This window comes from Anabaena sp. WA102, assembly GCF_001277295.1.
GTDB lineage: Bacteria > Cyanobacteriota > Cyanobacteriia > Cyanobacteriales > Nostocaceae > Dolichospermum > Dolichospermum heterosporum.
Genome location: NZ_CP011456.1, coordinates 2,128,310 through 2,144,673, shown reverse-complemented (window position 1 = coordinate 2,144,673; position 16,364 = coordinate 2,128,310). Strand labels below are relative to the sequence as shown.

The window sequence follows — 16,364 nt, the reverse complement described above, 5'->3', positions numbered from 1 at the left end:
TTCCTTGGGGTGTGACACTTGGGGGTGCGGAATGTGGGTTACAAAATGTCATTGCGTAAGCGTTGCGTGGCGTTAGCCATATGGAACGAAGTGAAATGAAGCAATTCCAAGGGTTGTGATTGCTTCCCTTCGCTCGCAATGACTCTAAACTCATGAAATCAGATTCACAAAATACTATTAATCATGCCAACGGTGAGGAGACATCTGTTTAATTATCTCATCTTCATAACCAGATACAAACTTAGCAAACCGGACAGCTAAAGGAGGAACAAAAACAAAAGAACTAGTAAAACCAGAAAATAGATGCAGTCCTGAAAATTCAGAAATAGCACCAATTAAAGGTAATTTATCCTGAGTAAATGCGACTAAACAATGATGCCATATTCCTGGTACATTTCCTAAACTTGGTAATATTTTCGTGATGCTTTCTCGTAACCATTGTTCACTTGCTGCTGAGTTAATTTCTGCTTGCGGATTTACTAAAAATCGGCTAACTTGACCTAAGCGCAAACTACCGTCCAAAAATTGTACCACACCAGCATCTAAAATTGGTGGTAGTATTTCAGTATCTGGGTTATCCCATAATTCATCAATTTGAGTAGATTCTGCTTCTAATTGAAATCTTTGCAAATTTGCTGGTGATACTAAGGTATGTAATTTAATATCCAAAGGTGGTGTTTCAATGATTTCTGCATGAGAAAAATATATTTTCGCAGCAATACCCATTGATTTTAGTAATTGACGATTAATTCCCCCAGCACAAATAACAACATTATCACCATGAAAGGTAGTGGTATTTGTTTTCACACCTGTACATTTTTTAGAGGGTGTCGTGATTAATTCTAAAAAATTCCCAAATTCAATTTCTCCTCCTAAATTTACCATAGCTTGAATGTAAGCTTGAGTAATTTTTTCTGGGTGAACATGACCATGTTTAACAGTTAATGCACCAGATATTACTTCAGGATTTAATAAAGGTTCTAATTCACAAGCTTCTTGAATAGTAATTAACCGCGGAGAAATCAAAACTTCTTGATAGGATTGAAGGAGTGCGATTCGTTGTTAGCTGAATCACGGTAATCAGTCCGTACATAAGCTAACCAACCCAATCCAATCATGGAAAAAAAGGTTGAACTCTCGGTCTGATATGGGTGTAAGTCCCATCTACCAGACTCAGGTATGACTCCCTATCTGCCCACGATGACCCGACTCGGTATCGGGAGGTCGAAGCTGGGAACAGGACGCAATCAGACATCTGTTGTGAGATGACACTTGGCGTTAACGGGGAGTTCCTACGGTGAAACAGAGCCTAAAAAAGCAACCTAGTCCAAAGCAGGACACAACAACAACACCTGACTTTACTGGAGCTAATTCCCGCCGCATCGTTCTTCAATAGCGGTAAGAGTCTAGGGAATCCAGTGGTTGAAGTGGCTACACCTAACGGAACTAACAATCTAGCCGAGGGAACGAATAAAAACGGATTGAAGGTCTAAGGGCGGTCGAACCCTATAAGTAGGCTGGACGAGCAGCGGAATTCCTTCAGTTCGGGTAGGACAGACCGTAATTGGTCGGAGGTGTTCAGAATACACAGATTGGAGCAGAGCATGATTAGACACAGAGAAAACTCTAGTGAATCCTGGAAAACGTTACCTTGGAAGCAATTCCGTCGTAACTTATTCCGCCTACAAAAACGCGTGTACAAAGCTGTTCAAGTTGGCGACAAGCGCAAAGCTAAGTCCCTACAAAAGCTGATTCTGAAATCAACCGCAGCGAGATTACTGGCTATCCGTCAAGTAACACAGCTAAATGCTGGGAAAAAGACAGCGGGAATAGACGGCAAAACCGCGCTCTCATTCGAGCAAAGGTTTGAACTAAGTGAAAAACTTAGAACCGAAGGTAACGACTGGAAACACCAGGGATTACGTGAAATACCCATCCCCAAAAAGGACGGAAAAACCCGGATTCTCAAAGTCCCCACTATTGCAGATAGGGCATATCAATGCCTTGTCAAATACGCACTAGAACCAGCACATGAGGCAACCTTCCACGCTAGGAGCTACGGTTTTAGGACGGGACGCTCGGCACATGATGCCCAGAGATACCTGTACAACAACTTAAACTCTAAAGCTAATGGAATAGATAAACGAGTTATAGAACTCGATATTGAAAAATGCTTTGACCGGATAAACCACACCGCCATAATGGATAGACTCATCGCTCCTTATAGTATAAGACAGGGAATATTCCGATGTCTCAAAGCCGGAGTCAATCCAGAGTTTTCTGAACAAGGAACACCCCAAGGAGGAGTGGTAAGTCCACTGTTAGCTAACATCGCCTTAAATGGGATTGAAAGTATTCATAGATATCACCGTATATCTAGCTACAGAATTACAGACAAGACCTCAAATGGAGATATTGTCGAGCCAACAATCCGTTACGCGGATGACATGGTGATAATACTCCGACCTCAAGACGATGCCACAGAAATACTTGACAAAATCAGTCAGTTCCTAGCAGAGCGGGGAATGAAAGTCAGTGAGAAAAAGACAAAGCTAACCGCCGCGACAGATGGATTTGATTTCCTGGGCTGGCATTTTAAAGTCCAGAAAAACGGAAAGTTTAGATGTACTCCCTCAGTGGACAACTTCAAAGCTTTCCGCAAGAAAGTAAAATTCATCGTCAACAACTCGAATTATGGTGCTACCACAAAGGCTGAGAAATTAGCCCCTGTAGTCAGAGGTTGGAGGAATTACCACCGCTTCTGCAAGATGGATGGGTCGAAGTTTTCCTTATGGCACATCAATCACAGAGCATTCAAGGTATTTAACAAGGAAACTAAGCAGAATCGCCATAATAGCCAAGAGCTAATAAAGAAAGCATTCCCAACAGTTCCTTACTCCGAAAACAAACACATCAATGTCAAAGGTGAGAAATCACCCTACGATGGAGATTTAACCTACTGGAGCGAACGCAATAGTAAGTTATATGACAATAACACCTCTAAAGCCCTCAAACGGCAAAGCCATAAATGTGGTCATTGTGGGTTAAAAATGCTCAGTGACGAGAAGGTACATTTACATCATATAGATGGAAACCACCAAAACTGGAAAACTAAAAACCTTCTAGCAATTCACGAAAGCTGCCACGATTACATTCACATGAGCAAAAGCGAAAGCTAAGAACATCGGGAGCCGGATGCCGTGAAAGTGGCACGTCCGGATCTAACTGAGAGGGGCGGGGAATAATATCCCCCCTCGACTCAACCTAATTTCAGGATTCATATCCACAGGAATAGTCATTAATAAATCTAATTTCCGAAATTGAGTATCTGCATTTAATTCCTGTGATAAGATACGGTGACGGGTAATACCTTCCTTACATAATTGTTGTGTAATTGGTGTTTTTCCTGACCAAAAACTAATTCCACCATAACTATAACGAGTAGCATTTTGAGATATTTCATATTGTTCTAACAAAAGGACAGAAAATCCGATTTTTCTTAGTTCATAAGCAAGTGCAGCACCAGTAATTCCCGCACCAATAACAATCCAGTCGTAAGTTTTCATAATTTCGATATTTAAGATTTAAAATAAATTACACCACAATACAGTTAAGTTAAAAATGCTTTTTCTCTGTGTCCTCTGTGCCTCTGTGGTTTGTTTTAAAAAAGAGTTTTATTCCTAACAGAAACCTATTGAATTATACCATGTTTTTCTAAGGGACTTCCAACAGATAAATTGTCCCAAGAAATTTGTACATTTGTCGGGGCGGAAGGTTTTACGACTTGGAGGTGGGATGTTTTTTAAATTGGAAGTCCCTAAAATTGCTGCAACCCGTAAAATTAAAGCTTCATTATAATTGACGATTTCAGCGATATCTTTGATTTTCTCAAAATCGGCAATTACTCCATCTTTAGATTCTTCATTTATTGGTAAATCCAATAATAAAGACATTTGATGAACATATTCTTGAATCCAAAAATTATTATTTTCCATTTTTGTAAAGTAAGCATTGCTTACTAAAAAAATATATAATTATCCAAGATAAGTAATTGGACAAAAATATTTACAGTCATTGCGAGGGAAGGGAAGCAATCACAACCCTTGGAATTGCTTCATTTCACTTCGTTCCATATGGCTAACGCCACGCAACGCTTACGCAATGACATTGTGTAATTAATTCTGTCTCACTACTTAATTATATATTAAAATTGTATTTTATTTTTAACAATAAATAAGATATTAGATCCCCGACTTCTCTAAGAAGTCGGGGATCTGACTTTTGACTTTTGCAATGTTTACAAATCAAATAGCATTGCTAAGTAATTAGACAAAAATATTTACAGTCATTGCGAGCGAAGGGAAGCAATCACAACCCTTGCGATTGCTTCATTTCACTTCGTTCCATTCGCAATGACATTGTGTAATTAATTCTGTCTCACTACTTATATATTTGATTATAAATGGCTCATTTTATAATGAAGGCTCTATAATAAAATAGTTTGAATTATAACCCCTTTTTTCAATATGACAACTAGCGATATTATAACCAAGGTGGACTATCTCCGCATCAGTTTAATTGATCGCTGTAATTTTCGTTGTCAATACTGTATGCCATCAGGTGCAGAACTTGATTATATTGTCAAGGAACAATTGTTAACTGATGAAGAACTGCTTACCCTCATTCAAGAAGTATTTATCCCTGTCGGTTTTACCCGCTTTCGCTTAACTGGTGGTGAACCTTTACTCCGTCCCCACTTAGTTGATTTAGTTGAAAAAATTGCTCATCTTCCCCAAACCGAAGATTTAGCAATGACTACAAATGGGTTTTTACTCGCTCCTATTGCTCAAAGCCTCTATGATGCAGGTTTAACAAGAATTAATATTAGTTTAGACTCTTTAGATCCACATATATTTGAAGAAATTAGCGGTAATCATGGGCGTGGACGTTGGCAACAAGTATGGCAAGGTATCCAAACTGCGTATAATGTAGGATTTGACCCATTGAAATTAAATGTGGTAGTAATTCCTGGTGTTAATGACCATGAAATTTTAGATCTAGCTGCTTTAACTATTGATAAACAATGGCACGTCCGATTTATTGAGTTTATGCCTATTGGGAATGAAGACTTGTTTGGCGATCGCGGTTGGGTATCTTCAGCCGATTTGCGTCAATCAATCCGTGAGCGTTGGGGATTGACAGAATCCCAAATTCGTGGTAACGGACCGGCTGATGTATTTCAAATTCCTGGGGCTAAAGGTACAATAGGATTTATTAGCCAAATGTCAGAATGTTTTTGCGATCGCTGTAATCGGATGCGTTTAAGTGCCGATGGTTGGCTACGTCCCTGCTTATTAAACGAAACAGGTCAAATTGACTTAAAAACTGCTTTACGTGCTGGCATTAGCACCACCGACTTACAATCACAAGTCAGACAAATTTTAAATATCAAATCAGAAATCAACTTTAAGCAACGCGACTCTGGTACTGTCGGCACATACACCCGTACCATGTCGCAAATTGGCGGTTAGTCATGAGTCAGTTGTTCGTTGTCAGTTGTTGCTTTTTTAATAACCACTGACCACTGACCACTGACCACTGACTATTACGCTTGACGTGAGTAGTATTCCACCACGAGTAGTTCATTAACTTGTAGTGCTACCCATTCCCGTTCAATTACACTATTGACCTTACCAGATAACTTGGTTTTATCAAACTCTAGATGACTAGGCAAGTTAGCTAAACCGGGATATTGCAAGTTAGCTTCCACCAACTTCTTAGAAGCTTCTCTGTTTCTCACAGCGACTTCTTCACCAGGACGGCATTGATAGCTGGCAATATTTACTGGTTTGCCATTAACAGTTACATGACCGTGATTTACCAATTGACGGGCGGCAGGGATTGTCGGAGCCATACCCATGCGGAAAACCGTATTGTCCAGGCGCATTTCTAACAATTGCAGCAACACCTGTCCTGTAGAACCAGCTACTCGTCTAGCTTTACGGACATAACGCAGCATTTGTTTTTCAGTTAAACCGTAGTTCATGCGGAGTTTTTGCTTTTCCTCTAAACGGATAGCATACTCAGAGCGCTTTTTACGGTTTTGACCATGTTGTCCAGGGGGATAAGCACGTCTAGCACTCTTGCGAGTTAAGCCTGGTAATTCGCCTAAACGACGGACAATTCTGAGGCGGGGTCCTCTATATCGGGACATGAGTTTCCTTAATTTAATCCTTCTAAAATTTTATTCAGACTTACCATTATGGCATAGTTCCCAAAAGCATAGACATTTTATGGCTAAATTGTCTTTTAAGTAGTGAGACAGAATTAATTACACAACGTCATTGCGAATGGAACGAAGTGAAATGAAGCAATCGCCAGGGTTGTGATTGCTTCCCTTCGCTCGCAATGACTGTAAATATTTTTGTCCAATTACTTATTTACCGCTAATATTCACAAGAAATCAATCCGTTGAATTCACCACTTTTCGGTGATTGCACTGACATTCCTTGATGGTAGAAAATTGGGACTAGATTCTACGGTAGCATAACCTTGGTGGAATCGAAAACGGTTATGTTAACAAGCGAAAAAAAATGAGTAACTTTGGGAACAAAAAAAACAATTATTCCTTCAGAGGATTTACAGCATCATTTATAACTATAGGTGGATTACTAATCGGTAGTTTACCTACTCTGGCTGTTACCGATTCCTACGAGAATGACTATCGAGTTTGTGCTGCCCAACTTTTGAGTGTGGGAGTTACAGCTACATCAGCATCTCAAAGTTGTGCTTCGGCAATTCGCCCACGAGAGTTATCCTCATGTGTAGCAAAAATTCATAAGCTTACACAAATCACACCTGTGGATGCCCTTTCTTCCTGTCGTCAGAGTCGCAGTCCACAGGATTTAGCAACCTGTGTAGTTAGCATTAGTAAAAGTTATCAGGGTTCAGAAAATCTAGCTACCTTAACATCCTGTGGTCGCAGTTTGTTACCAGTAACCTTTGCTGAGTGTGTAGTTGGTTTACGTCGGGAAATTGATTTGAGTCCTGTTCAAGCATTAACTACTTGTATTAGTGCCAGTGAAGGATCTAGTGGTTTTGGTGCCGTGTCTACAAAGCCATTGGGTTTTAACCCCAAGCCGTAGACTTTCGCCTTGACCCTCAACTCCCATGAGTAAATAGATTTACAACGTAGGGTTGGTAAATATGCCACCCTACGCAACATAAAAATTTTGTTTTCTATTCATCTTTATTACCAACAACCATCTGTAAGATCATCGGAACTCCGCCTTCTTTGTGATATTTATCACCCCAAGACCGAATAATTTCATCTAGTTCCTCCATTGCTGGCTCAATCCAATCAGGTGGAATATCCAATTCTTCCACAGCCCGCATTGTGTTTGGTTTGCGCTCCGCCCAATATTTCATCATGCGGAAATACCGAGCCGTGTCCTCGACCATTGTGTATGTACGTTCTTGGTCATCGGCTGGAGCATAGAACGGACGGGTGAGAGCATAAAAGGGCATTCCCCAGGGACAATCAATGCGTGTTACCGTTCCTGAATACAGTAGACGACGCTTAATATGTTCGGCTAATGCTTCACTCAAGGGCATCTGATGGCTAGGGGGTAGGTCTTCCTGCGATCGCTTATGAAGAAAGTCAATTAACTCCATAAATTCAAAAGAGGAGACTAACTTCGCATCAGGAAGATTGTCTGGGAGCTTTTGCTCAATTTGTTTTTTCTCTTCACTGGTCAAACTCGTACCGGGGACGCGGGATCTTCCTGGTATCCAAGGATACTTTTCCATCCAGACATAGGGAAGTTGGATCAGATAGCGCGGTTCTTGAGAACCCAGCATTTTTAGCAGTTTGCCTTCGGTTAAAGCAAGTCTTACTTCTTCAACAATGATTTTTACTCGTTTTGGCTCAAGGTGGTGCAAATGACCAGTCATTCGCAGATTTTGTCCTTGCTCTAGATAAGTCATGTAAATTGCACACTTGGCTGCTGTTGCGGCTGCATCTAAAAATGCTCCATGCCTATGGCCACTTGTACGCATGGCACTAAATGCCAGATAAAGCATGATCTGATCCATCGCACTAGGTCCAAGACGCTTGATCAGATCGATGTCGTTGGTCATATTCTACAGACGGATAAATGGCTTGTTTACAAGTGTGATATTGAAATCAAACTAAGAATTATACACCCAGTTGGATACAAATATTTTAAATCTAAACCTAAAATTGCTGTTTGACTCGGGAATTTTTAGGCGGTAAATACTGAGGGTGTAAATTGATGGTTTCTCACATCGGACTAACTAGCCCCTTCCCCTGGTAAACTCAAAGACTTTAGATACTCAGGGTGTTGGGATGCAGGGGTATAGGGTAAGACGGAGGAACGTTAGATTGATTTACATTTTGTATCTTAATAACCTATTATAACTGCCTATTCCTGAAATATCTACATATTTTCCAAGAATTTTTCCAGAAGTTTTTTGCTGATAACTTTATATAACAGGAGTCAGAAGTCAGGAGTCAGAGAAAAAAGAAAATTCCCCACTCCCCTCCCCACTCCCCTCCCTACTCCCCCAACTCCCCCAACTCCCCCAACTCCCCCAACCTCCTCCACTCCCCCAACTCCCCCAACTCCCCCAACCTCCTCCACTCCCCCAACTCCCCCAACTCATTTAGTAGGTTGTAGCTGATTAGGTGTTTTTTTCCAGCTAATACTTGCTGCACCCAGGGTCACTAAGATAACTCCTATAACTTGGACAATATTTAGGGATTCTTGCAGCATGATCCCGGCGAAAATTACTGTTAAAATCGGGACTGTAGCTCCAATTAAAGAGGAGAACGGAGAGCCTAGTTTACGAATGCCAAAATTATTGAATAAGTAACCGCACAAAGTTAAAACACCTAATATAAACGCACTTAATACCAGTTCAAGGATGTTATATGAACTAATTGCTACATTTAAATTACCGGGTAATGGAATTATTAAGCAGATAAGACTTAATAACAACATGGTGGTGAAGTTAATTAAAGTCAAAGATACAGGATGTAACTTGAGTTTAGTAGCACATATCCTGGTGAGAATGACGTAAATTGCAAAGGCGATTCCAGATAGAATGGCTGTGGTGCTTCCCAATGAGGTGTTATTCACCCCTGTAGACTGACTACCTAAAACTAATAATTCACCGCAAAAAATTGCTGCCATTGCTCCAGTAACTAGTGAATTAGGACGTTCCTGAAATAGAAACCAGGACAGAAACACGCTCATAACTGGATAGACAAAGAAGAGGGCGATCGCCATTCCTGTTGTTACTTCACCAATAGCAATGTAAATAAATACCTGTGATACAAATAATAAACAACCGCTAATTACTGACAAAAATAGAGCCTGTTTAGTTTTATTCTGAGTAGGCGTTGCATTTGCTCCCAATGAAGCAAATAAATTTTCTAATTCTTGCCAAATAGGAGGATGTAATATAGGTGATAAAAGTAACATTAATGGCACAACCACTAATAAGCGCAGCATCAAAATCAAGAAAATATTCCCCAATGTCGGAAAGATTAACTGCTGTGTTGGCAATCCTGCCAAGGGGTTAGAAGCTGTAAAGAAAATCGCTTTAATTGCTACGTTGTAAAGAGACGAAACCACTGTAGACAAAGCAATAAAAAGGAAACCTATCTGCAACTGTGACCAATTAGGAGATGTCCGGGATCTTTGTTGTCTGGGAGTTATTTGTTGTTGAGGTGTAATCGGTTGTTCAGGTGTTGTTGGTTGTCTAGGAGTTGTTTCCCGTCTTAATTTTGGTGTTGGCGGTCTTCCTGTGGGTAAATTAGGAGTTAAAACAGAAAGTGGTTCAGGTTTTGTATCTCCCAGGGATGGTGCTGTTAATACCTTAGAAGTCAAAATAGCACCAAGTTCAGAATTTGGATCTTCCGATGGTGTATCTAGACTTACAAAAGAACTAAGTACAGATGCTTTATCTGCTGCTGATGTATCTGGATTTACGAAAGAACTGGGTTCAGGGGTTTTATTGTCCGGTATTACTGTTGGTAAATCTGGATTTACGAAAGAACTGGGTTCAGGGGTTTTATTGTCCGGTATTACTGTTGGTAAATCTGGATTTACAAAAGAACTGGGTTTGGAAGTGTTATCTATTGGTGAAGATAATATAACCGCATTGGCTGCTGATGTAGAATCACTGTGTGCTGATTCATGAGGAATCAAAGCAACTGGTTCAACCATGATTCTTTGTGGGGATTTTTCCGAAGAACCATTTTGATGAGTTATGGCTTCACCACGCAGATTATCAGATAGTTGTAAAACTGTAGGTGCGCCTCCTGTTGTTGTTTTGACGGAGTTAGCATCTCGATTTTTTTCTACTTCACTTCGCAGACGATTGACAAATTCTGCTAGTATGGCTTCCCCTTGCTGTTGTTGGCTATACATCCGTGATAACTGCTGGGAAAGATCACCTTGATAGTTTTTGAGTTCTTGTAATAGTGAATTAAAGGCAATAGTTACCGTCCCATCCAGACTGTCTAGCATATTAGTGACATTCTGTCCGATTTCATTAATAGCATTATTGTTTAATTGAGTATTTTGCAGCGCAGATGAATCAGAGGAGTTATGCTCTACGGATTGAGTAGCTAAAGTTTTTAGTGACGATTGTAATTGGGAAGATATATGTTTGGCTAGAACTTCTGCTAATTGACGGATTAACACTTGCTGTTCAGTGATTTGCCGCGATTGTTGTAGATTTTCTTTTTCCTCAATTAACCTTTGAATATCGCCAGATAAGCGATTTTTTTCAGTTTCTAGCCGTTTTACGTCTTCCTGCAACGACCTCAGCAGATTTTGTTGAAGATTTTCTAAATCTTCAACTACATCCCATAGAGCATTTTCTGCGGCTCTGGATAGCTCACCTCTAATGCGTGGGTTTTCTGGTCGCTTCTCAAATCGCCCCATCGGTTTCTAGCCTCTAACACCTTGATGATTAAGTTACTCGGCACTTTGCGCGAACAACACCTGTATTAAGTTTCCTGGAGAAAAGGCAGGAAACTGAACAATTTCACCGAACTTATCAATTTAATTAACTTATAAAAGCCTTACAAATGAATACCTAACTACAAGCATTAAATCCGTGCGGAATACCTATTGCTTGATAGTTGCCATCATGATCGCAAACTGCTGTAATTTATAGAAGGCGACAGGGAATAGGTTTTGGGAGATTCTACTTGTTACATAACATATTTTGTTTTTTCATGTCTACCTATCTAGTGCCAGTTTAGTGCCAGTTTAGTGCCATAATGGTAAAAATAGTGGCACTCAGGGCGACGCTGATGGGAATGGTAATTAACCAAGCGGCGGCGATATTTTGGATAGTGGCAAATTTTATTGATTTAATATTTTGTACCAGTCCAATCCCCACAACTCCACCGACAAGGGCATGGGAGGTAGAAACAGGTAAACCTAAGCGGGAGGCTAATAAGATAGTGATGGCTGTGGCTAGTTCGGCGCAAAATCCGCTACTAGGTTCTAAGGAAATAATATTTTCGCCAATGGTGGCAATAACTTTTTTACCCCAAACTGCTAATCCTGCCACAATGCCGATCGCACCGAGAACCAGAATCCACGAGGGGATGGTGAGTTCATCACTGGGAACTTTACCTTGTTGGTTGATGTAGGCAATTACTGCTAGAGGAGCGATCGCATTACCAACATCATTAGAACCGTGAGCAAAAGCCACAAAGCAAGCGCTCAAAACTTGAAATCTGGCAAATAAACCTTGAATTTTGTTTTCAATTTGACTATTTACCAATTGTCGCCAACTGATCAAGGTCAAGCTAATTACGGCGATTCCACCAATGAATAGGGTAATGTCGTGAGCGGGAACATTAAATTTTCCCTCTGTGAGTAAGAACTGGCTCAAGGGTTGAGTGATTGTCGGGAGAACGATAATACCAAATACACTCAATAGCAATGCACTTAACCAGGGAATCCATTCTTGTAGCTGGGAGAGAGGTTGGGGTTGATTAAAAATCCATTGTTGAATCAAACTATACAAACTAGCGGCGATCGCTCCACTAATTATTGGTGTTAAAATCCAGCCTATGGTAATTAAACCAATGGATGACCAATCCATTGCTTCTACCCCCAATGCTACCCAACTAAAGCCAGCGATCGCTCCCACAATGGCATGAGACGAAGACACCGGTAAACCCCTAGCTGTGGCAATTTGTAGCCAGATCCCAGCCGTGAGCAGTACCGAAATCATCCCCATCACTAAAGTTTGTGGTATCGTCGCAAATAAAACCGGATTTGCAATTTTCGTGCCGAGGGTAGACGTTACCTCTTGTCCAAACAAGACAGCACCAAGAAACTCTAACACGCCAGCAATCATGATCGCCTGTTTGAGAGTAATAGCCCCAGAACCCACAGAAGTTCCCATCGCATTAGCAACATCATTTGCACCCAAATTCCAGGCGACATAGAAGACTAAAAGAGCGACTATCGCAGTTTGCAGTTCCATAAAATAAACCATTCACACCTGTTAACAGGTAAAAATTGTCATGAATGATTTACATTTTCCATTTTTTTGGCTATAAAAATCTGGACGAGCCATGAAACTCGACACAATCAACAAAACCTAATTTTATCTTTTATCTATGTTTGATATTTTCACAAAATCAAGCTACCAAGCCCTGCAATCAGGGAAGAATTACTTTGCTTTTGCTCACAAAACCGTAAGTTCACAGATCAAAAACCTAATTTATCCATCACTTCAGCCAAATATCAGTCCTTTATCCCAGAAATTGCTCACACAACTTCAAGACAATATGAACCAGTTATTGGCAAGAGACTGGGAAGATAGTCAAGCAGGTGTGTATCCACAAAATTTATTATTTGATAATTCTTGGGAAGATTTCTTCTGTTACTATCCATTAATATGCTTAGATTTACCAAATATCTGGGAACGAATTAAAAATCGGAGATATCAAGAATTTTCCCAGGAAATATCCACAGATAACTATCCCAGCTACTATGTACAGAACTTCCATTACCAAACAGATGGCTATTTGAGTGAACTGTCCGCCAATTTATATGACTTACAGGTGGAAATTCTGTTTGGTGGCTCAACTGATGCTATGAGAAGACGCATCCTCTGTCCTCTCAAATCCCAACTGACAGCATTTGACCATATTCCCCAAGAACAACTCCGAGTCATAGATATTGCTTGTGGTACTGGACGAACACTGAAGTTAATCAGAGCAGCTTTACCCGACGTATCTTTATTTGGTATAGATTTATCCCCAGCCTATTTGCGGAAAGCCAACGAACTATTATCCCAAATTCCTGGAGAATTACCGCAACTCGTACAAGGAAATGTCGAAGAGTTGCCTTATCGAGATAATTATTTTCATGGTACAACTTGTATTTTTCTGTTTCATGAGTTACCAGCGGCAGTTCGTCAAACTGTAATTGAAGAATGTTTTCGGGTCACAAAACCAGGAGGCATTTTTATTATCTGTGATTCTATTCAGGTAAATGATGTACCGGAGATGGAATTAGTTGTCAAAAACTTCTCAGAGACTTTTCATGAACCTTATTACAAGCATTACATTACAGATAACCTGGTAGAGCGTTTAGAAAAAGCGGGATTTGAGCAAATAGAAACCCAAGTTCACTTCGTAAGTAAATATTGGATTGCTCACAAGCCAAGTTACTAGAGATTCAGCATTCACAATGACGGTTGATAACTAAGAAAAGTTTTCTGTACCCTCACTTCGGGTAATTATTCCCACCTACTAACGCCCAATGTGTACTGGACGCGATTACCACAGGTGAGATTGGTGCGTGTATTAGTGACTTGGTCACCAATACACGCCAAGGGTTGAGCAATTACCGGATGTTTTGATGAAATATTGAACAATTTTCGAGAGATGAAGTGCTGTAACTGTCTATGTTTTTAGCAGAGAAATGGCAATACTGATAGCTTGCGTGATGACGCGAGAGCCATGCAACTGATTAAAGATATAGTGCTTGTAACTATCTATATCTGGTGTCAGTCAAAGAGAAATTCACAAACGATAAAATCAAACAAGTGTAGTGCTGTAACTGTCTATATCGTTTCAATTCAAGAAGTGGTATGTAGGATTTAAAAGATCCAATAATCCGGTAACATCATTTCTGGGTTGGCAGGTATTGCGCTCCAACGATTGAATAACAGAACTGAAATTGCCAACTTATCCATCTAATCCTCTACGACCACTACCTCGATGAGGATTGGGCTTTTCGGGTTGATTGGGGCTAGGTTTGGAGTTATCAGCCAGGTTGAAACTCTGGTTTAACACCAAAGGTGAAAGCTGGTAATCGGACTTAGCCATTGACAGAGCGGAAAAACGAGTCTGTACTGCTTCGCAGTTAAAAGCTAAGGAGCCAAATACCAGACTCGATACTAAAAGTGAAATGGCAGCACGCATAGTAGATGTCTATTTTAGAACTCTCTACTTCACTAATACTTAACTCTTATATGTCTATCCGGAAAATTTGCGAAAAAGTATTGTATTTTACTGAATAAATGTTCATTTTATACTTCTTCAATATATTCAACAAGTAACCAATTCCCAGACAAATTTGGCCGCCCCCAAATCTTGAGTATTTTTTCTGGGGGTAACGCTTGTAGTTGCTGATCTATATCAGGTATCAACGTCACAAGCTGCCAATTTGTTGTAGTAAAATTGGTTTCATTTGTAATATTAAATTGGTAATTTTGCTCACTTAGTCGTTGGAATTTGCCTGTAAAGCAGTTGAGGTTTAATTTATTATCTGGTCTCACCACAATACAAGGGCTGTTACCATCAGCAGGATAAGCTTCTGGATGGTCTAAATAATAAGTTTGCCAGTACAACCAATCGGGATGATTAGTTAATAAGTTAAACAGGGGAACAATTACGCTAGGTGCATCGTCATCTGTCAGTAATGCAGCCTGCAAACTCTTCACTGGTAAATCCCTGGGCTGACATTCTAGCATAATACAAAGAGAAGCTGCCATACCTGCCGCTTGTCCAATTCCCATGACTACTGGTTGAAGTCTAGTAGCGCCGTTAGCGATGTGAGAAACGGAAATGTTTTTTTCACAAACTAGCAAACCATCTGTGGTGGCAGGAACAAGAGCGCGATAAGGGATAGTGAAGGGTGTTCCTGTCCATCTTCCACCCCAACGGATAGATTTAGGTTGCAGTGAGAACTCTACACCAGGATAATGATGATCGTTGGCATAGTTACCGACGGCGATGGCATCATGAAATGGTAATGCGGTTTTGCCGTTGGCTAAAGGCAGGATATCCCGTTCAGAAACAGTTGTCAAGCCTACTAGGCGGCGACTTTCCCGATAATAGGGATTGAGGGCAAAGGCGGAGTTAGGATGGGGAAACAGGTTTTCTGCTAATCCGTAACGCCTACCAAACTGACTTTGAATGTGATGGGCGAAATTCTGACTATGCCAATAACATTCTTGCATAAATTCGCGCTTTTTCTCCCCTACATCTAGTAACCGATTGGCATTTTGGCAGTAATCGTTGCCCGCAATAGGCCAGTTAATCATAAATTGATTCGCTGGTAAGCGTCCATAGTTCAAAAATTTTTCTGAGCCATAGTTATCCCAAGCTCCTGTAAACTGGGATGGGTGATAGTTGGGGGCGGGGAGAATTTCTGGGGCGGTATTTTCTCCAAAGTCTTGCATGACTACTACCCAAGTTGGTGCTTGGACTGGATAGGTTTGGGTCAGGGAGTTAAAATTAGTTGGTGCGCTGGGTTCTTGCCATTCTGATTGTAATTCCCAACCCCAACGATGAGGGATTGATCCTAAAGCTAATAGGTCTCCTAATTCTGTGCCGTCGAGAATGATTTTGGCGTTGATGGTAAAGTCCGCAAAGCGTATACCTGTGATCTGGTCTTGGGTTCGCAATACTTCTAAGGGAACTTGTCCAGAAATCCATTGCAGGTTAGGTAGTTCTCGCACCCAGTCGGCAAATATTTCTGCACCTATCCGCGGGTCATAAGTAAAAAAACTGACCCAACTATTATCTAATCCGCCTGGTTGTCTGCGTTGTAATTCTTGGAGGAAAGCCCCCCATAAACCTGTTTGCCAGGCTTGTAATTCGTTGCCGTCTGGTGCAGATACACCGGCTGAGGTGAGCATTCCTCCTAACCAGGGAAATTCACTCACGAGGATTGTGTTTACACCTCGTCGCGCTGCTTGGATAGCCGCAGCAGTTCCGCCGGTGCCTCCGCCAACAACTAGGACATCGGTTGTATAGATTTGATTCATCGTATTTTATAGGATTAAGTATG

11 protein-coding genes and 2 pseudogenes are annotated in these 16,364 nt (G+C 40.8%); 4 read left to right on the top strand and 9 right to left on the bottom strand.

From position 1 onward, the window contains the following. Positions 1 to 177 precede the first annotated feature (177 nt). Positions 178 to 1,041, bottom strand: a pseudogene (locus tag AA650_RS09495) (NAD(P)/FAD-dependent oxidoreductase); the annotation flags it as partial. Between the two features lie 563 nt (positions 1,042 to 1,604). Here AA650_RS09495 and AA650_RS09490 point away from each other — a divergent pair. Beyond that, positions 1,605 to 3,179, top strand: a complete 1,575-nt coding sequence (locus AA650_RS09490; protein WP_053538715.1) for a group II intron reverse transcriptase/maturase — start codon at positions 1,605 to 1,607, stop codon at positions 3,177 to 3,179. 87 nt (positions 3,180 to 3,266) lie between these two features. On the opposite strand, the pseudogene AA650_RS09485 reads toward AA650_RS09490, so the two are convergent. After that, positions 3,267 to 3,566: pseudogene (locus AA650_RS09485) on the bottom strand (NAD(P)/FAD-dependent oxidoreductase); the annotation flags it as partial. Positions 3,567 to 3,680: 114 nt separating this feature from the next. Further along, positions 3,681 to 3,995 (bottom strand): DUF4089 domain-containing protein, encoded by a 315-nt coding sequence (locus AA650_RS29295; RefSeq protein ID WP_053538822.1) that lies wholly within the window; start codon positions 3,993 to 3,995, stop codon positions 3,681 to 3,683. A gap of 549 nt (positions 3,996 to 4,544) precedes the next feature. Here AA650_RS29295 and moaA point away from each other — a divergent pair. Continuing rightward, positions 4,545 to 5,531 carry a GTP 3',8-cyclase MoaA gene (gene moaA, locus AA650_RS09475; protein WP_053541238.1) on the top strand — a complete coding sequence of 329 codons (987 nt, stop codon included), beginning with the start codon at positions 4,545 to 4,547 and terminating at the stop codon, positions 5,529 to 5,531. A 74-nt stretch (positions 5,532 to 5,605) separates the two neighbouring features. Here moaA and rpsD read toward each other — a convergent pair whose 3' ends face one another. Further along, complete coding sequence (gene rpsD, locus AA650_RS09470; protein WP_027401392.1) at positions 5,606 to 6,214, bottom strand: 30S ribosomal protein S4; 609 nt, start codon at positions 6,212 to 6,214, stop codon at positions 5,606 to 5,608. A gap of 379 nt (positions 6,215 to 6,593) precedes the next feature. Here rpsD and AA650_RS09465 point away from each other — a divergent pair, with 379 nt between their 5' ends. After that, on the top strand, positions 6,594 to 7,145 hold the full coding sequence (locus AA650_RS09465; protein WP_053538821.1) for a hypothetical protein: 552 nt from the start codon (positions 6,594 to 6,596) through the stop codon (positions 7,143 to 7,145). Between the two features lie 94 nt (positions 7,146 to 7,239). On the opposite strand, the gene hetR is transcribed toward AA650_RS09465, so the two are convergent. The 3 genes from hetR to AA650_RS09450 form a co-directional block, all read right to left on the bottom strand. Next, positions 7,240 to 8,139: a heterocyst differentiation master regulator HetR gene (gene hetR / locus AA650_RS09460; RefSeq protein ID WP_027401391.1), complete on the bottom strand. Its 900-nt coding sequence runs from the start codon at positions 8,137 to 8,139 to the stop codon at positions 7,240 to 7,242. Positions 8,140 to 8,681: 542 nt separating this feature from the next. Continuing rightward, positions 8,682 to 10,976: an EamA family transporter gene (locus tag AA650_RS09455; protein ID WP_053538820.1), complete on the bottom strand. Its 2,295-nt coding sequence runs from the start codon at positions 10,974 to 10,976 to the stop codon at positions 8,682 to 8,684. 319 nt (positions 10,977 to 11,295) lie between these two features. Further along, positions 11,296 to 12,540 carry an inorganic phosphate transporter gene (locus tag AA650_RS09450; RefSeq protein ID WP_053541237.1) on the bottom strand — a complete coding sequence of 415 codons (1,245 nt, stop codon included), beginning with the start codon at positions 12,538 to 12,540 and terminating at the stop codon, positions 11,296 to 11,298. A gap of 136 nt (positions 12,541 to 12,676) precedes the next feature. Here AA650_RS09450 and AA650_RS09445 point away from each other — a divergent pair, with 136 nt between their 5' ends. Then, positions 12,677 to 13,738 carry a class I SAM-dependent methyltransferase gene (locus AA650_RS09445; RefSeq protein ID WP_053538819.1) on the top strand — a complete coding sequence of 354 codons (1,062 nt, stop codon included), beginning with the start codon at positions 12,677 to 12,679 and terminating at the stop codon, positions 13,736 to 13,738. A 516-nt stretch (positions 13,739 to 14,254) separates the two neighbouring features. Here the strand turns inward: AA650_RS09445 and patX are convergent. Both patX and AA650_RS09435 read right to left on the bottom strand, forming a co-directional pair. Next, entirely contained in the window at positions 14,255 to 14,491 is a 237-nt protein-coding gene (patX, locus tag AA650_RS09440) for a heterocyst-inhibiting protein PatX (protein ID WP_027401389.1), read from the bottom strand. 107 nt (positions 14,492 to 14,598) lie between these two features. Beyond that, positions 14,599 to 16,341 carry an FAD-dependent oxidoreductase gene (locus AA650_RS09435; RefSeq protein WP_053538818.1) on the bottom strand — a complete coding sequence of 581 codons (1,743 nt, stop codon included), beginning with the start codon at positions 16,339 to 16,341 and terminating at the stop codon, positions 14,599 to 14,601. Positions 16,342 to 16,364: the final 23 nt, after the last annotated feature.